At 67.0% G+C, this 18954-nt stretch carries 19 protein-coding genes; 10 read left to right on the top strand and 9 right to left on the bottom strand.

The features are described from left to right. Positions 1-15: 15 nt before the first annotated feature. The gene (locus tag OG225_RS19435) at positions 16-1401 is read right to left on the bottom strand and encodes an ABC transporter substrate-binding protein (RefSeq protein ID WP_405182962.1); all 1386 of its coding nucleotides are present in this window, start codon (positions 1399-1401) and stop codon (positions 16-18) included. 449 nt (positions 1402-1850) lie between these two features. Here OG225_RS19435 and OG225_RS19440 point away from each other — a divergent pair, with 449 nt between their 5' ends. From OG225_RS19440 to OG225_RS19465, 6 genes are read left to right on the top strand one after another with little or no spacing between them, the layout of a single operon-like run. Beyond that, the gene (locus OG225_RS19440) at positions 1851-3122 is read left to right on the top strand and encodes an aromatic ring-hydroxylating dioxygenase subunit alpha (protein WP_405182963.1); all 1272 of its coding nucleotides are present in this window, start codon (positions 1851-1853) and stop codon (positions 3120-3122) included. Beyond that, positions 3103-3462 (top strand): hypothetical protein, encoded by a 360-nt coding sequence (locus OG225_RS19445; RefSeq protein ID WP_109530464.1) that lies wholly within the window; start codon positions 3103-3105, stop codon positions 3460-3462. Before OG225_RS19440 ends, OG225_RS19445 begins: the two co-directional genes overlap by 20 nt. 3 nt (positions 3463-3465) lie before the next feature. Continuing rightward, complete coding sequence (locus OG225_RS19450) at positions 3466-4707, top strand: amidohydrolase family protein (protein WP_405182964.1); 1242 nt, start codon at positions 3466-3468, stop codon at positions 4705-4707. Beyond that, positions 4694-5110 carry a nuclear transport factor 2 family protein gene (locus OG225_RS19455; RefSeq protein WP_216909529.1) on the top strand — a complete coding sequence of 139 codons (417 nt, stop codon included), beginning with the start codon at positions 4694-4696 and terminating at the stop codon, positions 5108-5110. The genes OG225_RS19450 and OG225_RS19455 overlap by 14 nt, the downstream gene beginning before the upstream one ends. After that, positions 5107-6222 (top strand): acyl-CoA dehydrogenase family protein, encoded by a 1116-nt coding sequence (locus OG225_RS19460; RefSeq protein ID WP_405182965.1) that lies wholly within the window; start codon positions 5107-5109, stop codon positions 6220-6222. Before OG225_RS19455 ends, OG225_RS19460 begins: the two co-directional genes overlap by 4 nt. Continuing rightward, complete coding sequence (locus OG225_RS19465; RefSeq protein WP_405182966.1) at positions 6219-7031, top strand: acyl-CoA dehydrogenase family protein; 813 nt, start codon at positions 6219-6221, stop codon at positions 7029-7031. The genes OG225_RS19460 and OG225_RS19465 overlap by 4 nt, the downstream gene beginning before the upstream one ends. 130 nt (positions 7032-7161) lie before the next feature. On the opposite strand, the gene OG225_RS19470 is transcribed toward OG225_RS19465, so the two are convergent. Continuing rightward, a complete protein-coding gene (locus OG225_RS19470; RefSeq protein WP_405182967.1) occupies positions 7162-7677 on the bottom strand; it encodes a hypothetical protein in 516 nt (171 codons plus the stop codon). 246 nt (positions 7678-7923) lie between these two features. After that, positions 7924-8709, bottom strand: a complete 786-nt coding sequence (locus tag OG225_RS19475; RefSeq protein WP_109530470.1) for an enoyl-CoA hydratase — start codon at positions 8707-8709, stop codon at positions 7924-7926. Positions 8710-9009: 300 nt separating this feature from the next. Between OG225_RS19475 and OG225_RS19480 the strand changes: the two genes are divergently transcribed. Next, positions 9010-9663 (top strand): TetR/AcrR family transcriptional regulator, encoded by a 654-nt coding sequence (locus OG225_RS19480; protein ID WP_109530623.1) that lies wholly within the window; start codon positions 9010-9012, stop codon positions 9661-9663. Between the two features lie 33 nt (positions 9664-9696). Here OG225_RS19480 and OG225_RS19485 read toward each other — a convergent pair whose 3' ends face one another. Beyond that, a complete protein-coding gene (locus tag OG225_RS19485) occupies positions 9697-10578 on the bottom strand; it encodes an ArgK/MeaB family GTPase (protein WP_405182968.1) in 882 nt (293 codons plus the stop codon). Between the two features lie 55 nt (positions 10579-10633). Beyond that, on the bottom strand, positions 10634-11779 hold the full coding sequence (locus OG225_RS19490; RefSeq protein ID WP_405182969.1) for a thiolase family protein: 1146 nt from the start codon (positions 11777-11779) through the stop codon (positions 10634-10636). Positions 11780-11903: 124 nt separating this feature from the next. Here OG225_RS19490 and OG225_RS19495 point away from each other — a divergent pair, with 124 nt between their 5' ends. Both OG225_RS19495 and OG225_RS19500 read left to right on the top strand, forming a co-directional pair. After that, entirely contained in the window at positions 11904-12668 is a 765-nt protein-coding gene (locus tag OG225_RS19495; RefSeq protein ID WP_109530472.1) for an SDR family NAD(P)-dependent oxidoreductase, read from the top strand. Beyond that, positions 12665-13438, top strand: coding sequence for an SDR family NAD(P)-dependent oxidoreductase (locus OG225_RS19500; protein WP_405182970.1), 774 nt, complete (start codon positions 12665-12667; stop codon positions 13436-13438). The genes OG225_RS19495 and OG225_RS19500 overlap by 4 nt, the downstream gene beginning before the upstream one ends. A gap of 206 nt (positions 13439-13644) precedes the next feature. On the opposite strand, the gene OG225_RS19505 is transcribed toward OG225_RS19500, so the two are convergent. Genes OG225_RS19505 through OG225_RS19520 form a run of 4 tightly spaced genes read right to left on the bottom strand, consistent with a single transcriptional unit; the run spans position 13645 to position 17803 of the window. Then, positions 13645-14409 (bottom strand): enoyl-CoA hydratase/isomerase family protein, encoded by a 765-nt coding sequence (locus tag OG225_RS19505; protein WP_405182971.1) that lies wholly within the window; start codon positions 14407-14409, stop codon positions 13645-13647. A 2-nt stretch (positions 14410-14411) separates the two neighbouring features. Next, positions 14412-15500 carry an acyl-CoA dehydrogenase family protein gene (locus OG225_RS19510; RefSeq protein WP_405182972.1) on the bottom strand — a complete coding sequence of 363 codons (1089 nt, stop codon included), beginning with the start codon at positions 15498-15500 and terminating at the stop codon, positions 14412-14414. Continuing rightward, the gene (locus OG225_RS19515) at positions 15487-16392 is read right to left on the bottom strand and encodes an acyl-CoA dehydrogenase family protein (protein WP_405182973.1); all 906 of its coding nucleotides are present in this window, start codon (positions 16390-16392) and stop codon (positions 15487-15489) included. The genes OG225_RS19510 and OG225_RS19515 overlap by 14 nt, the downstream gene beginning before the upstream one ends. Beyond that, positions 16370-17803 (bottom strand): class I adenylate-forming enzyme family protein, encoded by a 1434-nt coding sequence (locus OG225_RS19520; RefSeq protein WP_405182974.1) that lies wholly within the window; start codon positions 17801-17803, stop codon positions 16370-16372. Before OG225_RS19520 ends, OG225_RS19515 begins: the two co-directional genes overlap by 23 nt. 75 nt (positions 17804-17878) lie before the next feature. Between OG225_RS19520 and OG225_RS19525 the strand changes: the two genes are divergently transcribed. Beyond that, a complete protein-coding gene (locus OG225_RS19525) occupies positions 17879-18934 on the top strand; it encodes a 2Fe-2S iron-sulfur cluster-binding protein (protein ID WP_405182975.1) in 1056 nt (351 codons plus the stop codon). Positions 18935-18954 lie beyond the last annotated feature (20 nt).

The raw sequence follows: 18954 nt of genomic DNA on the forward strand, positions 1-18954 counted from the left end.
AGTGCGATTGCTCCGTCACTTCAGATCGTTCATGCTCAAACCCACGTCGGCGAGCGTCATCGGCTTGCCGAAATCCTGGGTGTACTTGTAAGGGGTGAATCCACAACGGAACTGACCGTTGTTCGGCTTGAAATCGGCGGCCTTCCAGCCGTCGGGGGTGGCCTGCTGCACGTTGAAGCAGCGCGGCTGCTCCGCGAGCGGCTTGGACAGATCGATCGGCGCCTGCAAGCCACCGGCGGTCCAGGCGGTCTCCTTGATCGCGGCGTTGTAGACACACGAGCGCGTCAGGCTGTCGCCGCAGCTGGCGGCCGACTTGGCGAACAGCAGCCAGGTCTGGAAGGCCCGCAGTCCCTGGAAGGTGATCGCCGCACCGGGTGCGTACTTCGCGTACAGGTCCTTCAGCTCCGCGATGGCGGGAACCGAGCCCGCGGCATCCAGCGGAGCGGTGCCGCTGAGGTCGGAGACGTTGGTCTGCGCGGCCAGCGAACCCTTCGCCGCGCTCAGGAAGGACTGGTTGTAGGCGTTGGCGTTGGCGTCGATCCAGTCCAGCTTGTAGTTCATGCTGGTCAGGATGTCCTCGAGCTTGGCGAGGTAGCGGAACTCGCCGAGGAAGATCAGGCCCTTGACGTTGTTGGCCTTGATCGCCTGCGCGTAAGGGGTCCAGTCCGAGACGCCCGCGACCGGGTACAGATCGTTGTAGACGATCTTCGCGCCGACGGCGTTGAAGAACTCGGTCTGCTTGTCGCCCATCGACTTGGTGATCGGCGAGTCGCCGTTGATCATGCCGATGGCGCCGAGCGAATCCGGGTAGGCCTCTTTGGTCAGCCACTCGTAAAGCCCGGTATACGGGTTGACACTCTCCGACGCGGACGCGCCGAACGAGGGAACCTGCAGATCGGAGCCGGTATTGGGCACCTGGGTGACCTGCGCGGGGAATTCGGGAAGCGTGCACTTCAGCCGGTCCTTGACGCCGAGTCCGTCCAGCGCGGCGCTACCGCCGACCAGGACGAAATCCTCACGGCAGGCTTCCAGCATCCGCTGGCGCACCTCCATCAGGTTGGTGTCGCGCAGGTTGACGTTGACCTTGCGGCCGTTGATACCGCCCGCCGCGTTGCACCACGAGGTGAAGACCTTCGCGGCGTCGACATAGTCGGGGTTCTTGGTGAACCCGACATCGGAGAACATGCCGACCTCGATGTCGGACGCCGTGACACCCTGCGCCGGAGCGCTTTTCGCGCTGCCGGGCTGACAGACGCCGTTGAGGCTGCCGAAGTTCGCCGTGGCGGCGGGCCCCGACGAGCCACCACCTTCGACGGCCTCGGTGCCACCACCCTCACGAGCGCAACCAGCTGCCACCAGTGCGATCGCGATCAGGGCAACGACTATTCGCTGCGGTTTCACCGTTTTCCTCCTCTGCGGGCTCGGCGTCCCGTGTGCGAAGCCGATACGTCGTCGACGTCTTGCCCGTGCTCGTCGATGAGCTGCGGGTGCCTGGCATGGCACCGTCCGCTCCAGGGAAACTATCTTCTCAGATTTGGATAATCAATATCTGTTTTTCGGAGAGTCACACCTGCACCCCTGGTCCGGCCGCCCCCAGCCCGCCGGGAGCCCTCCGCCGGTGACGTGACTTCTACCCCGCTGATTGACAGCAGCCCGGCGGCATGAAAATCTGATGACAGATTTTGAGAATGCTATTCTCTTAACGGAGAGCAGCAATGTGCAGGACCACGGGGGGGACAGCTCGGTTTCGGGCTGTCGCCACGTGGCCCGCCTCAGGTCTTGACCGGACCGCCCACCGGTCATGGCAGTCAACCCCTTCGGCGATCCGCCGGACCAGGAAAGGTAATCCCTTGGCAAAATTCAGCAAGCCGGCTGCGGGAAGCTGGACGCAGAACTATCCCGAGCTCGGCACGGGGCCGGTGGACTACACCGACTCGGTCGACCCCGCCTTCTACGAGGACGAGCGCCACGCGATCTTCCGCCGGAACTGGCTGAACGTCGGCCGGGTCGAGCAGCTCCCCCGCGTCGGCAGCTACTTCACCAAGGAACTGCCCTGCATCGGCTCCTCGGTCGTGATCAACAAGGACCGCGACGGCGAGATCCACGCCTTCCACAACATCTGCCGTCACCGCGGTAACAAGCTGGTCTGGGACGACTTCCCGAACGAGGAGACCTCGGGCTCCTGCCGTCAGTTCACCTGCAAGTACCACGCGTGGCGCTACGAACTCAACGGTGATCTGGCCTTCGTGCAGCAGGAGAAGGAATTCTTCGACCTGGACAAGAGCAAGTACGGCCTCAAGACCATCCGCTGCGAGGTGTGGGAGGGGTTCATCTTCATCAACCTCGACGTCAACGCCAAGCCGCTGACCGAGTTCCTCGGCCCGCTGATCAAGGGCACCGAGGGTTACCCGTTCCACGAGATGACCGAGGTCTACAGCTACAAGGCCGAGATCGGCAGCAACTGGAAGCTGTTCATCGACGCCTTCGCCGAGTTCTACCACGCGCCGATCCTGCACCAGAAGCAGGCGGTCAGGGACGAGGCCAGCAAGCTGCTCGACGTCGGCTTCGAGGCGCTGCACTACCAGATCGAGGCGCCGCATTCGATGGTCTCCTCGTGGGGCGGCATGGCCCCGCCGAAGGACCCGAACATGGTCAAGCCGATCGAGCGCAAACTGCGCAGCGGCCTTTTCGGTCCGTGGGATCGCCCCGATATCGAGGGCCTGGACCCGCTGCCCGAGGGCATCAACCCGGCCCGCCACCGCGCGTGGGGCATCGACGAGTTCGAGATCTTCCCGAATATGTCGCTGCTGTTCTGGGCGCCGGGCTGGTACCTGACCTACCACTACTGGCCGACCGCGGTGAACAAGCATATCTTCGAGGCCAACCTCTACTTCGTTCCCGCCAAGACCGCCCGTGAGCGGCTGGCCCAGGAACTGGCCGCCGTGACCTTCAAGGAGTACGCGCTGCAGGACGCGAACACCCTCGAGGCCACCCAGACCATGCTCGCCACCCGCGAGATCAGCGACTTCCCGCTCAACGACCAGGAAGTGCTGCTGCGCCACCTGCACACCACCGTCCAGCGAATCGTGGAGGAATACCGCAATGACAACGTCAACAACTGAGGCCGCGACCGTGACCAAGCAGCTGCCCGAAGAATTCGCCGCCCTCTCCCGGTTCTCCGCCTGGATCCTGCCGACCGAGCCCGAGCGCTACACCAAGCGCCTCGCCTCGTCGATGGAGGAGATGCAGGACCTCTACGACGTCGGCATGGAGCACCTCGACGCCGCGCTCGACTACTGCGACAAGTTCGACATCAACGATCTGCCCGACGAGGCTCGCAACCTGTTCCACCTGTTGCAGTCGGTCGTGATGGTGTCGTTCCCGATCGAATGCTGGAGCCAGGCCCGGGTGCCCGACTCCGGCGCGGCCTACGTGGCGTTGGTCCACGAGCCTGTGGTCTGACCCATGACGGCGCTGACACTGAAAGCCGCCGGACTGCTCGACGTCGACACCGGCACCATCGTCCGACCCGGAATCATTCGGATCGAGGACGATCGGATCGTCGGTGTCGGCGGTGCCGACACAGCCGTGTCGGGTGAGGTCGAATCCGGTGAGGTCATCGATCTGGGCGACGTCGTCCTGATGCCGGGCCTGATGGACATGGAGGTCAACCTCCTGATGGGAGGCCGGGGCGAAACCGGCCTGGCCTCCAGTGTCAAGGACGACCCGGCACTGCGCATGCTGCGCGCGGTGGGCAATGCCCGTCGCACGCTGCGTGCGGGTTTCACCACCGTCCGCAACCTCGGGCTGTTCGTCAAGACCGGCGGTTATCTGCTCGACGTGGCGTTGGGCAAGGCGATCAATTCGGGCTGGATCGACGGCCCGCGGATCGTGCCCGCCGGACACGCGATCACCCCGACCGGCGGTCATCTCGATCCGACGATGTTCGCCGCCTTCGCGCCCGACGTACTGCACCTGACCCTCGAAGAGGGAATCGCCAACGGTGTGGACGAGGTGCGCAAGGCGGTGCGGTACCAGATCAAGCACGGCGCGCAGCTGATCAAGATCTGCGTGTCCGGTGGCGTCATGTCCCTGACGGGCGAGCCCGGCGCACAGCATTATTCGGACGAGGAACTGCTCGCGATCGTCGACGAGGCGCATCGGCGCGGACTCAAGGTCGCGGCGCACACCCACGGCGCCGAAGCGGTCAAGCACGCGGTCGCCGCGGGTATCGACTGCATCGAGCACGGCTTCCTCATCGACGACGAGGCGATCGACCTGATGGTCGAGAACCGCACCTGGCTGGTGCCGACCACCCGCCTCGCCGACGCCATGGACGTGTCCGAGGCCGAGCCCGAACTGCAGGCCAAAGCCGCGTTGATGTTCCCCAAGGCCCGCACCTCGGTGCTGGCCGCCTACAAGGCGGGGGTCAAGATCGCGGTCGGCACCGACGCGCCCGCGATCCCGCACGGCCGCAACGCCGACGAACTGGTCGCGCTCGTCGAACGCGGTCTGCCCGCGATCGACGTGCTGCGGGCGGCGACGATCAACGGCGCCGAACTGATCGGGGTCACCGACCGCGGCAGGCTGGCCGCGGGGCAACTGGCCGACATCATCGCCGTCCCCGGCGATCCCGTGCACGACATCACCGTCACCAGGGACGTGCGATTCGTGATGAAAGGCGGAAAGATCTATGTCCAGAAATGACGACCTGCTGGATATCCAGCAGTTGCTGGCCCGATACGCCGTGTACATCACGCAGGGCGATATCGACGGGGTGGTGAAGGTGTTCACCCCGGACGGCACCTACAGCGCGTTCGGCGACACCTACACCCTTGACCTGTTCCCGGAGCTGGTCGCCGCCGCGCCCAAGGGCCTGTTCCTCACGGGCACACCGGTTCTCGACATCGATGGCGACACCGCGGCGGGCACCCAGCCGCTGTGCTTCATCGACAACAGCACCCACGACATGCGGATCGGGTACTACACCGACCACATCGTCCGCACCGAGGACGGCTGGCGGATCAAGACGCGGCGGATGACCTTCATCCGCCGCAACGGCGATCACGACTCCGGAATCCCGCACGCCTTCGAGCGTTCCAAGGCATGACGGCGGTAGACACCGACCCGCACGCGCAGATCGCCGCATTCCGCGACGGTCTGCGCGCGTGGCTCGAAGACAACGATCTGACTCCGGGCCCGGATCACTCGCTCGACGGACAGGTCGAGCAGTTGATGCGGGTCCGTCGTGCGCTCTACGACGCCGACTGGATGCGCTACGGCTGGCCCGCCGAGGTGACCGGCCTCGGTGGACCCGCCGCGCTGCGCGCGATCCTCGGCGAGGAGGTCGCCACCCGCGATCTGGCCGAACCCGGCATCTACTCGATGATCGAGGTGCTCGCGCCGACGATGATCTCCTACGCGCGACCGGAATTGGCGGCCGAGATGGTGCCGCTGCTGCTCTCCGGCCGCGAACAGTGGTGCCAGGGTTTCTCCGAACCAGGTTCCGGCAGCGATCTGGCCTCCTTGTCCACCAAGGCGACCCAGCGCGGTGACGAATGGGTGGTGAGCGGTCAGAAGGTGTGGACCAGCCTGGCCCAGTACGCCGCCCGCTGTGTGCTGCTCACCCGCACCGGTCCCGGCCACGACGGCATCACCGCCTTCTTCGTCGACATGGACTCCCCCGGCATCACCGTCCGTCCGCTGCGCACCATGCACGGCGTCGACGAATTCGCCGAGGTGTTCTTCGACGACGTCGTCGTGCCCGCCGATCGCATGCTCGGTAAACCGGGCGACGGCTGGCGGGTGGCGATGGATCTGCTGCCCTACGAACGTTCCACGTGCTTCTGGCATCGGATCGCCTATCTGCTCACCCGCCTCGACCAGGTGATCGAGCAGACGACCATCGCCGACGACGCCGAACTCGGCGCGGCCTACCTCGCCCTGCACACCGTGCGGTGCCGATCCCTGGGAACCCAGCGGCGATTGGCCGCGGGCGAACGGCTCGGCGCGGAGACCTCGATCGACAAGGTGCTGCTCGCGACCGCCGAACAGCGTCTGTTCGACACCGCGCGCGATCTGCTCCCCGGCGAGGTGGAATTCGGCGAATCGCCCTGGCGCACCGAATTTCTCTACTCGCGGGCGGCCACGATCTACGGCGGAACCGCCGAGATCCAGCGCAATATCATCGCCCGGCGATTGCTGGACCTGGGGAAGGAATGACCGTGGCCGATTCCGGTGCCGATCGGGCCGAACTCGAACTGCTCACCGACACACTGCGCAAAACCCTGACCTCGGCCAGTGGTCACGAGCTCGACACCGCGCTCGCCGAACTGGGCTGGCCGGATCTGCTCGACGATCTGCCGGATCTGGCCGTACCACTGGTGTTCCGGCTGCTGGGTGAGACCGGGGCGCACGCCTCGGTACTCAACGACGTGGTCCGCAGGGCCGCCGGATGGACCGGAACCGATCCGGTGACGCTGCCGTTCGCGGGCGGCACCTTCGTGATCTGGGACAGCACCGGCACCACGGGCGGCGCGGTCGACGAGGAACTCGCGCTGCGCACGCTCACGGAAGGGACGGCGCTTCCCGCCGAGGCCCTGGCCGAGGGCAGGCGGGCGCTGGGCTGGTGGTTGCTCGGCACGGGCCACACCATGCTCGCCCTCGCCAGGCGCCATGCCGTCGAGCGCACCCAGTTCGGCCGTCCGCTGGCGTCCTTCCAGGCGGTGCGGCATCGGCTCGCCGAAACCCTCGTCGCGTTGGAAGGGGCCGAAGCCGCCCTGAACAACGCCGACGGCGAACTCGGCGCGCTGCTGGCGAAGGCCGCGGCGGGCCACGCCGCGCTCACCGCGTCCAGGCACTGCCAGCAGGTGCTCGGCGGTATCGGTTTCACCGCGGAACACGATCTGTCCCGGCATGTCCGCCGCACCCTGGTGCTGGACGGACTGCTCGGCAGCGCAAGGGAACTCACCCGCGAGGCGGGTGCGCTCATCCGCGCCGCGGGTTCGGCGCCGCGACTGGCTCAGCTCTGAGCTGTCCGCTCGGCGTTCTTCTCCACAACTACTGAAGTAGCACCTCGAACACCGAATGGCCCGGTCCCCGACTCTGTGTCGGGACCGGGCCATTCGGTGTTTCTACCGGCTCATCGGCAGGCTGCTGGAATCAGCAGGCGGGCGAAGTGCCACCCTGAAGGGCCATCAGCGCGCAGAAGGTGGTGGCGCCGACCTTCCACTTGCCGTCGATCTTCACGGCCTCGCCACCCTGGTTCGGCAGCACCGGGTTGCCGCCCATGAGCAGCGTGTAGGTGACCTTGGCGTTGGTCGCGTCGACCGTCTTGACGGCCGAAACGGTGGCGGTGGTGCCACCCTTGGCCGGGTCGGCGGCCTGCGCCTGCAGGACCGGCGCGAAGATCTCGCCCTTCTCGACCGACGCGATGCGCTGATCGACCGGCGCGGCGGCGTTGAAGAAGACGGTGTAGGCGTCGGTGATCGCCTTGGTGGTCTCGGCATCGGCGGCGCCGGGCGCGGCGGCGGCCGAGCTCGCGGCACTACCCGCCGAAGCGGACGTCGAGGTCGAGCTGGTCGATTCGTCATCGGAGCTGCAGCCGGTCAGGGCGACGGCCGCGACGAGCGCGAGACCACTACACACCGCGGCAGTGCGGGGGAAAGAAATGCGCATGAGAAATCCTCGTCTCAGGAAAGGGAATTGCTGAACGGCCTCGGTGCCCCGATTCGCCGAACATTTATTGTGTGCACGATCGCGTCGTATAGATGGGTGCGGCGCGATCTGTGCTTCATCACCGGTTACGCCTGCTCGGCGATACCGGCGGCCGACTCGATGTTGTCGATACCGGCGTACCGGTCGCTACGCGGGTCACCAGCGACTCGGAAAAACTGTAAGCGATGCCGTAAACATTGGGGAGAATTATTCGATATTCGCCTTCATGTCTTCCAGCTGCACCAGAATCGGTAAACCGTTCTCGCTGAGGGCATTTCCGTGACCCGTCTGGTGCACATCGAATACGGACTGGATGGCAGCGTAGAACCCCTGCACATCCAGGGTCTGATTGACCGCGCGTTTGGCCTGGCGCAGTCCGAACCGCGGCATGGCCGCGATCCTGGTGGCCAGCGCCCTGGTCTGCTCATCGAGTTCGGCGCGCGGGACGACGGTGTTGACCATGCCGACCTGCGCGGCCTCCTCGGCGGTCACCGGTCGCCCGGTGAACAGGATCTCCTTGGCCTTGCGCGCCCCGAGTTCCCAGGTGTGACCGTGGTATTCGACGCCGCCGATGCCCATGAGCACGACCGGGTCGGAGAACTGGGCGTCGTCGGCGGCGACGATGAGATCACACGGCCAGACCAGCAGCAGCCCGCCCGCGATGCAGCGGCCCTGCACGGAGGCGATGGACGGTTTGGGGACATTGCGCCAGCGCAGCGAGTACTCGAGATAGCGGCGGGCCTCGTTGGTGTAGATCCGCTCGAGGGTGATCTTGCCCCAATCCGCCTTCGAACCCGCCCGCAGATCGTGCCCCGCCGAGAAGTGCTTGCCTTCGGCACGCAGCACGATGACCGCGACATCGTCGTCGTCGGCGGCGCGTGTCCAGGCGGCATCGAGTTCGTCGAGCAGTTCACTGTTCTGCGCGTTGGCCGCGTCGGCCCGGTCGAGCGAAATGGTGGCGATCTTGTCCGCCACCTCGTAGCGAATGTACAAGACGACTCCTCAACTCCGTGGATGACCGGGCACACGCCCGGCCACGATGGCGCGCTGGATATCCGGGCCACGACCGGCGCCGTGAGTGCGCCCCGGCGGTCGGTCGGAGCCGTACGCCACGAACATCCGGCTTGCCTCCTTGCCAGCGTCGATGCCTGATCGGATGCGAGAATAACATTCTCACTACTGGAAAGGATAGTCTCCAATAAGGAGGACCGTAATCGACGGAACCCGAAAATTTTGGCATTTCCGGTACAGTGCATCCATGTTCTCTTCAGACGACCCAGGGCCGAGGCGCCGGTGACAAGCCTGAGTGAGAAGCCCGCATGGAAACAGCGCGCGGTGGAGCGCTCCCTACGCAGTGCGAAATTACGTGCCGAGGAACGCGTTCAGCGCTTCCTCGACGCCGCGCAGGCGATCATCACCGAGAAGGGCACGACGGACTTCACGGTACAGGAGGTCGTCGATCGCTCCCGGCAATCGCTGCGCAGCTTCTACCTGCAATTCGATGGCAAACACGAACTGCTGCTCGCCCTCTTCGAGGACGCGCTGAGCCGTATCGCCGAACAGTTGCGCGCCGCCGCGGACGGCCCCACCGACCCGCTGGACAAGCTCCAGGTGACTGTCGAACTGCTGTTCGAGTTGTGCCGTCCCGATCCCGCCGCGCAGCGTCCGCTGTTCACCGATTTCGCGCCGCAGCTGCTGGTCACCCATCCCAGCCAGGTGAAGATCGCGCACGCGCCGATGCTCGCGCTGTTCTCCGAACTGATGGAACTCGCCAAAGAGGCGAAACAGGTTCCCCCCGACATCAACTCGCGCCGCATGGCCGCCATGGTCATGCAGACGGTCATGTTCACCGCGCAGTCGGCCGGGGTGTCCGAGGACGACACGCAGCACACGATCACCGCGTCCGAGGTCTGGAACTTCTGCGCTCACGGCTTCGCCCGCGGCTAGTTCTCCCGCGGGCGAGGCCGTGATCGCGCCGACTCACTCCCGCGAAGTCAGCAGTGCCGCGGCGGCGGCGTAGGCATCGCGATCGCCCGAGGCGACCGCCTCGGCCAGTCGATCCAGTTCCGGATGTGAACGCATCAACGACTGCGCCAGCGAGAGGATCTGGGCACGGGCACGGGCGGCACGCCGCGCGGGGGTATCGGCCCGATGGTGGGCATCGATCGCCTCGACCAGTTCCTCGATCCGCTCGTCGCGCGAGGCGATCAGGGTGAGGATCGGGACATCGGATTCCGCGCGCAGGTCGCGCACGGTGCGCTCGGCGCCCTCCCGGTCGGCCTTGTTCACCACCAGCAGGTCGGCCACTTCCAGCAGCCCGGCCTTGGCGGCCTGAACCGCGTCGCCCGCACCGGGATTCAGGATCACCAGGGTGGGATCGGCGACGGCCGCGATCTCGATCTCGGATTGCCCGACGCCGACCGTCTCCAGCATGACGACGTCGTATTTCAATTCCGCGAGTAGCCGCAGGGCCGCGGGCACCGCGGCGGACAGCCCACCGAGATGCCCGCGGGTGGCCAGCGAACGGATCAGCACGTCGGCGTCGTTGATATGCCTGGCCATCCGGATCCGGTCCCCCAGCAGCGCACCGCCGCTGTAGGGCGAGGACGGGTCGACGGCCAGTACCGCGACCCGCAGTCCGCGCGACCGGTACGCGGCGACCAGCGCCGCGATCGTCGTCGACTTACCCGCCCCGGGCGGACCGGTCACCCCGATGACCCGGATCGTGCCGGTCCCGAGCGCCGCCTGCACCTCGTCGCGACGCTCGCCCTCGACCAGGCTGAGCAGCCTGCCCGTGGCCCGTGCCGAGCCCGACCTCGCCTGATCGAGCAGTTCGGCGATGGTCGCGGTCTCCGCGATCACCGCCCGCTCCGAACCGTCGTGTCCACGGTGTCCTGCCAGTGCGTGTCCGGCCCGATCACGGGGCGGGGACCTCGATCACGGTGGCCGAACCCATGCCGCCGCCCGCGCACAGCGCCGCGATGCCGAAACCGCCACCGCGACGACGCAGTTCGTGCACCAGGGTGACGATCATCCGCGCACCGGTGGCGGCGACGGGGTGTCCGAGCGAGCAGCCGCTGCCGCTGAAGTTGACCGAGTCCGGGTCCAGGTCCAGCGCCCGGATGGCCGCGATCGGGACGGAGGCGAACGCCTCGTTGATCTCGATGAGCTTCACTTCCGACAGCGAGATCCCTGCCCGCTCGACGGCCTTGTTGATCGCCTCGATGGGCGCGAGGCCGGTGATGGCGGGGTCGACGCCGACCGAGGCCCACGAGCGGATGTAGCCGAGGGCGGGCAGGCCGAGCGCGTCGCTGGCGATGGCCAGTGCGGCCGCGCCGTCGTTGGCGCCCGAGGAGTTGCCCGCGGTGATCGAGAAGCCCTCGATCTCCGGGTGCAGCACCTTCAGCGAGCCCAGCTTCTCCAGGCTGGTGTCGCGACGCGGGTGCTCGTCGGTGTCGAACAGACCGTGCGGGGTGTCGATCGGGACGATCTCTTCCTTGAAACGGCCCTCGTCGATGGCGGCGATGGCATTGCGGTGCGAGCGCAGCGCCCACGCGTCGAGGTCTGCACGGGTGATCCCGGCCTTGACCGCGGCGTTCCAGCCGACGGTGATGGACATGTCCATCGCCGGGGCGTCGGGGCGATCGGGGTGGCTGGGCGAGACCCACGGGTCGATCCAGGAGTCCTCGCCGACCCGGAACCGGACCCGGGGCGCGGTGGAATCGGAGTTCACGCCGCCGGCGATGATCAGTTCGTCCATGCCCGCGCGGATTCCGGCGGCCGCGCTCTGCACGGCGGCCATTCCGGCCGCGCAGTGGCGGTTCTGGGCCAGGCCGGGCGCGGAGGTCAGACCCGAGGTCACGGCCGCGTGGCGGGCGAGCACGCCGCCACCGTAGCGTCCCTCGCCCAGGATCACATCGTCGATGCGGTCGGCATCGAGACCTTCGGCGGCGGCACTGACGACGTGCTTGGCGAGATCGAAGGCGTTGGTGTCGCGCAGGGTGCCCTTGCGCGCGGTGCCGATGGGGGTCCGCAGCGCGGACACGATGACGGCTTCAGGCATTGGTTGGCCTCCATTTACGAACGGACGAGATTGCGGTTCGAGAGCTTTTCGGCAATCATGCCGAGAGTCGCGAGAATGCTATTTTCTCAGTACGAGAGTGACAGTTGCAAGATAGGATTATGACATGCAGATAAGTGGAAGCTCAGCGCTCGTCGTCGGTGGAACCGGCGGTCTCGGCGAGGCGACCGTCCGTCGACTGCACGCGGCGGGCGCGAAGGTCGTCGTCGCCGACGTGGCCGACGACAAGGGCAAAGAACTCGCGAACGAGCTCGGCATCACCTACGTACACACCGACGCCACCGACGAGGATTCGGTGCTCGCGGCCATCGCCGAGGCCGAAGCCCTCGGCCCGCTGCGGATCTCGGTCGACACCCACGGCGGTCCCGCCTCGGGCGGCAGGCTGATCGGCAAGGACGGCTCCCCGCTGGCTCTCGATGGTTTCCGTACCACCATCGAGTTCTACCTCACCGCGGTGTTCAACATCCTGCGTCTGTCGGCGGCCGCGATCGCCAAGACCGAGCCGCTGGAGGAAGGCGCCCGCGGTGTGATCATCAACACCGCCTCGATCGCCGCGTTCGAGGGCCAGATCGGTCAGCTCCCCTACGCCGCCGCCAAGGGTGGCGTGGTCGGTATGACCCTGGTGGCCGCGCGCGACCTGTCCCCCGCGGGTATCCGCGTGGTGAGCATCGCCCCCGGCACCGTGAACACCCCCGCATACGGCAAGGCGGCTGACCAGCTCGAGGGCTACTGGGGTCCGCAGGTCCCCTTCCCCAAGCGTATGGGCCGTTCCGACGAGTACGCCAAGCTGGCGCTGTCGATCATCGACAACGACTACCTCAACGGCGAGGTCATCCGTCTCGACGGCGCGCTGCGTTTCCCGCCGAAATGAGTGACACAGTTCTACCCGCGACAGGCGACCTGACCGGCAAGGTCGCCTTCGTGGCGGGCGCGAGCCGCGGTATCGGCGCGGCCGTGGCCGAAGGACTCGCCGCGGCGGGCGCCTCGGTCGCCGTCGCCGCGCGTTCCGAACAGGAAGGCGCGCTGCCCGGAACGATTCACGCTGTCGCGCAACGCATCACCGCGGCGGGCGGCCGAGCGCTACCCGTGCCGTGCGATGTCACGAACGAGGAATCCGTCGAATCCGCGATCGCCGCGACCGTCGCCGAGTTCGGCGGCATCGACATCCTCGTGGCCAACGCGGGTGTGATGTGGCTGGCGCCGATCGAGAAGACGCCGCTCAAACGCTGGCAGCTGTGCCTGGATGTGAATCTGACCGGAGTCTTCCTGGTGACCAAGGCGGTGATTCCGCATCTGCGGGCTCGCGGCGGCGGTTCACTCATCGCGATCACCACCACCGGCGTCGACATGATCGACCGGGGCTCGAACGCCTACTGGATCTCCAAAGCCGCGGTCGAGCGAATGTACCTCGGCTTGGCCTCGGACCTGCGTGGCGACAATATCGCCGTCAACTGCCTGAGCCCGACCAGGGTCGTTCTGACCGAAGGCTGGCAGGCAGGCAGCGGCGGACGCGAGATTCCACCGGAAATGGTCGAGCCGCCCGAGGCGATGGCCGACGCGGCCGTCCTGCTCGCGGCCCAGAACGCCGACGGGATCACCGGAACCGTACAGCGTTCCGAACATCTCATCGCGGCCCGCTGACAACGGCCTGAGCGGTCGATATCCCCACAAAGCAGCGGAATCCCGCATCTCGCGAGCGAGAATGTCCGCTCAGGCCGAGCGCACGGCTCACCGATAGCACGTGAAAATCCCCCGGTAGCTTCCGGGGGATTTTCGTTGTCGCGGCGTTCGTGGTGCTCGCCACGACCCGGTCGGCGCGCCATACGGTGCGGCACGCCGACCGACAATCAGCCGCGCTTGGTGAGACCCGCGATCACCGCGTGGAATTCCTCGGTCTGGAAGGAGGCTTCCTCCGCGGCCAGCGCGTAATCCAGCGTCGCCAGGACCGCGCGCTCCAGATGCACGTTCATCAGCCGCTTGGTGCTCTCGACGGCTTGACGCGGCAGTTCGAGGATGCGCTTGGCGCAGGCGAGGGCTTCGTTGAGCGGATCGGCGACCACATGGTTGACCAGACCCATCTCGCGCGCCCGCTCGGCCGGGATCTTCGCACCGGTCAGCGCGTATTCCTTGGCCAGCAGCAGACTCGTGTGCAACGGCCAGGTCAGCGGACCGCCGTCGGCGGCCACCAGTCCCACCTGGACGTGCGGATCCTTCAGGTACGCGGTCTCGGCGATGTAGGCCACATCGCTGAGCGCGACCAGACTGCATCCGAGCCCCACCGCCGGGCCGTTGACCGCGGCGATGACGGGCACCCGGCAGCGCGTCATCCCGAGGACGATGTCGCGGCCGTCGGAGATGGTCTTGGCGCGCAGATCCGCGTCGCTGCCCAGTTCGGCGAGGTAGGCGAAATCGCCACCGGCCGAGAAGGCCTTGCCCGCGCCGGTCAGCACCGCGACCTGCGCGTCACGGTCGCGGCTGAGCCGGGGCCAGAGCCTGGCCAGACCCGCGTGCAGGTCGTCGTTGACCGCGTTGAGCGCGTCGGGCCGGTTCAGGGTGATGATCCGCAGCGGGCCGTCGGCCTCGACCTGGATCTCGTCGGGCATGTCGTACATGGTCAAACTCCTAGTCCGAGAATGCGCGAGGCGATGATGTTCTTCTGGATCTGCGAGGTGCCGCCCATGACGCTCTGTGCCCGGCTGTAGAAGTAGCTGCCCATCAGTTCGGTGTCGTCGGTGCCGCCGACGGCAAGCGCCGCGTGCCCCACCGCTTGATCGACCCAGGTCATCAGCAATTTGTCGAGCGAGCCGTCGGGCCCGTGGACCACACCGTCGAGCTGTTCGGACAGCCGACGGCGCACGTGCAGACGCAACATCTCCACCTCGACCGCGGCCCAGGCCAGTTCGTCGGGATTCCTGCCGTCGACGCGAGCCGCCATCTGGCGCACCAGTTTTCCGTAGCGCGCCGCGAAACCGAGGGTGGAGGGCTCACGTTCGTGGCCGACGACGGTCATCGCCATCTTCCAGCCGTCGCCCGGCTCGCCGACCATCTGGTCGGCCGGCACGACCGCGCCGTCGAAGAGGACCTGGCCGAATTCCTTTGTGACACCGCTGATCATCTTGAGCGGACGCTGTTCGATGCCAGGCTGATGCATGGAGATGAGGAAGGCCGAGATGCCTTTGTGGCGTGCCACGGTCGAGTCGGTCCGTGCCAGCAGCAGACACCAGTCGGCGACATCGGAGTAGCTGGTCCAGATCTTGTGACCGTGGATGATGTAGTTGTCGCCGTCGCGGGTCGCGGTGGTCGACAACGACGCCAGGTCCGAACCGGCGCCCGGCTCGGAGAAGCCCTGGCACCAGCGTTCGGTGCCGTTGATCAGTCCGGGCAGGAAGCGCTGCTGCAATTCCTTGCTGCCGTGCCTGCCGAGTCCCTGGACCAGATATCCGAGGCTGGGCCGTGGCGGCGCGCCCGCGACCGCGAGTTCCTCGTCGACGATGACGTCGAAGACGGGCGGCAGGTTCTGGCCGCCGAATTCCTCGGGCCACGAGGTCCCGAAGAATCCCGCCTCGTACAGCGCGCGGTGCCACTCGCCCTGTTTGGCCCAGTATTCGTCACCCGAGGTCGGGAAGGTCCCGGCAATCTCGGCGAGCCAGTTCCGCAGTCGCGTGCGGAATTCGGTCTCCTGCGGTGAATCACGAAAGTCCAAGGTCGATCTCCTCCAGACGTACGGGGAACAGTTCGGTCGAGGTCAGCGCGCGACGCAGGTAGACGTGCGCGAGACATTCCCAGGTGTTGCCGATGCCGCCGTGCACCTGGATCGAGGTCTCACAGATGGTGCGCGCGGCACGAGCGGTGTAGAGCTTGGCGATCCGCGCGGCGCGCAATGCCTCGGCGGGGGTCAATTCGTCCACGGCCCATGCCGCGTGGCGCAGCACGCTGACCGAGCCCTCGATCAGGGCCTGGCTCTCGGCGAGCAGATGCGCGACGGCCTGGTAGGACCCGATCGTCTTGCCGTACTGCTCACGCATCTTGGCGTATTCGACCGCCAGATCCTGTGCGCCGCGGGCGACGCCGAGCAGGTCCGCCGTCGTCACCGTGACGGCGAGGGCCTGCCACTGGATGACCTGATCGGCCGACAGCTCACCGATATGTTCGCGGTCACCGGTCAGGTGCGCCTTGCGCCGGGTGAGATCCGCGCCGGGGGCGGCGTCGCCGACCGAGATCGCGAAAAGGCTGTTGTCCTCGACGAACAGCGCCCGGCCGCGATCGCGCGCGTCGATCGCGCGCTCACCGACGGCGACGGTCCAGGCGTCGCCGTCCTCGGCGGGTTTGCCGTACAGATCGTCGGCCAGCACCGGGCCGAGGAACGCGACGTCGATCAGACGACGACCGAATTCCTCGGCCACGATGGCGACTTCGACGCCGGAGGCGCCGTCGGTGCGCAGGGCTCGCCAGCCGGCGACATCGACCGCCCGCTCGAGCCGCGCGCGGCGTTTCTCGTCATCGAGTTCGGCGACCGATCCAGGACCTAGATCATCGGCCAATTTGGCTGCGGCATCGCGCAGTTGCCGCTGTTCACTGGTCAGACGGACGTCCATAGCGCTCCTTCAGGACTCGACGCAACACCTTGCCGGACGGCAGGCGGGGAATTTCGGGGACGAAGACGACCCGGCGCGGCCGCTTGTAGGTGGCCAGTCGCGCGCCGACCAGGTCGATCAATTCGTCTTCGGTGAGGGTGTCGGCGCCCGCTACCGCGGCGGTGTCCACAACCGCTACCGCGGCGACGACGGATTCGCCGTCCTCGGCGGGGACGCCGAACACGGCACAGTCGCGCACGAGCGGATGGCCGTGCAGGACGGCCTCGATCTCGGCGGGGGCGACCTGGAATCCGCGGACCTTGATCATCTCCTTGGCCCGGTCGGTCAGCCTGATCCAGCCGTCGTCGTCGACGTGGCCGACATCGCCGGTGCGGTACCAGCCGTCGTCGAACGCGCTCGCGGTCGCCTCGGCGGGCAGATACCCCGCCATCACCGAATCCGCGCGGCACTGGATCTCACCCGTCCGCCCGGACGCGAGAACCTCGCCGGAGTCGAGTGACACCACGCGCACGCGTACCCCCGGCGCGGCCTTGCCGACGGTGTCCAGGCGTGCGCCGTCGAGCGGATTGCAGGCGATCACGGGTAATTCGCTCGCACCGTAGGCGGGTAGCCAGCGCACCCCCGTGCGCGCGGTGACCTGTTCGGCGACGGCGGCGGTGACCGGGGTGGCGCCCCACATGATGTAACGCAGCGAACTCAAATCGAAAGTTTCGAGTTTCGAATGTGACGCGATGGCGAGGGCGATCGGCGCGACGGCCATCTCGATGGTGATCCGGTCGTTCTGGATGCACCCGAGCATGGTGTCCAGGTCGAAGCGGCGGTGCAGCCGCATCCACGCGCCCGCCTGGAGCGCGGTCACTATATTGAGCAGCCCGAGGATATGGGAGGGCGGGGTGGCGATCTGGATGCGGTCCGCGCCGGTGAGTCCGAGCACCTCGATCCACTGCCGCACCCCGAAGGCCAGCGAAGCGTGGGTGTGGCGGACCGCCTTCGGCAGCCCCGTGGTGCCGGAACTGAACACCAGCACCGCGTCGGCGGCGGGATCGGGCGGCGCGGCGTCGGCGGCACGCGGGGAGATCGGGCGGTCGAGATCACGCATCGGCAGCAGCGCGCCGAGCACCGGGTTGTCGCCGACCGCGCGGGTCGGTCCGGTCACCGCGAGCGCGTGCGCGACCTCGTCATGTTTCCAGGCCGGACTCAGCAGGACGACGGCCGCGCCGAGTCGCCAGATCGCCAGCACCGCGATCACGAATTCGGGACGGTTGGACGACATGAGCGCCACCCGATCACCGGTTCGCACGCCCTCGGCGGCCAGTTCGTCCGCCAAACCTGCCGCGAGGTCGTCGAGGTCGTCCCGTGAGTAGGACCGCCCCTCGAAGTCGAGCGCACTCGACTTGCTTCCTGGCGACATTTGAGAGATCCCGTCTCGTGAGTGAGAATATAATTCTCTTACTACTAGAACCTTAATACCAGGAGGCTGCGGCTCATGGCGAGACCCTCTTTGTTCCAGCGCGCGACGGTGACCCGGATCGTGAAGGAAAGCGTCGACGCCCGGACGTTCGTGCTCGCGCCGCACGACGGGCCGATCTCCTACACAGCCGGGCAGTTCTGCACATTCAAGGTCACCGTCGACGGCACCGAGCTGTATCGCGCGTATTCGATGTCCAGCGCACCCGAAACCGATGGTGAGCTGATGACCACGGTCAAACGGGTGCCGGGCGGCGCGGTGTCGAACTGGATGCACGACAACCTCACCGAGGGCGACGAAGTCGAGGTGACCAGGGCGGCGGGCCGGTTCTGCCTGCGCGAGACCGATGTCCCACTGCTGGGTTTCAGTGGCGGCAGCGGTATCACCCCGATCCTGTCGCTGGCCAAATCCGCACTGGCGACGACCAACCGATCGGTTCGGTTGTTGTGCGCCGATCGCGACGCGGATTCGGTGATCTTCGACACAGCCCTGAGGGAGCTGGCCCAGAAGTACCCCGGCAGGCTGGAAGTGATCAGACACCTGGATTCCACGGCGGGTTTCCTCGACGCCGAGGCGATCAAGACCTTCGTCGGCGCCGACGGCCACGGTGACAGTTACATCTGCGGCCCCGAGGCGTTCATGGAGATGATCGAACTCGCGCTGCCGGGACCGGGTCTGGTGCACAGCGAGCGATTCGGCGCCGCCGCGCCGATTCCCGGCGAGACCGTGGAGGCGACGCCTGACACCGTCGTGACCGCGCCCGTGCAGAGCCCGTCGCCCACCGAGGCCGCGGTCGAACTGGGCAATGTCGATATCACCCTCAAGCGCAAGAAGAAGTCGGTACCGCGCAAGGTGGGCGAGACGCTGCTCGAGAGCGCCCGCCGTGCCGGTTTCACCCCGCCGTTCTCGTGCGAGGCGGGCAACTGCGCCACCTGCATGGCCAAGGTGACCGCGGGCCACGCGACGATGCGCGCCAACCAGGCCCTGACCGACGACGAGGTCGACGACGGCTACGTCCTGACCTGCCAGGCGGTGCCCGACAGCGAATCGATCACCGTCGACTACGACCAGTGAACCGAGGGGGCGGCCCGTGA

Source organism: Nocardia sp. NBC_01377 (assembly GCF_045040005.1).
In the GTDB taxonomy this organism is placed as follows: Bacteria; Actinomycetota; Actinomycetes; order Mycobacteriales; family Mycobacteriaceae; genus Nocardia; species Nocardia noduli.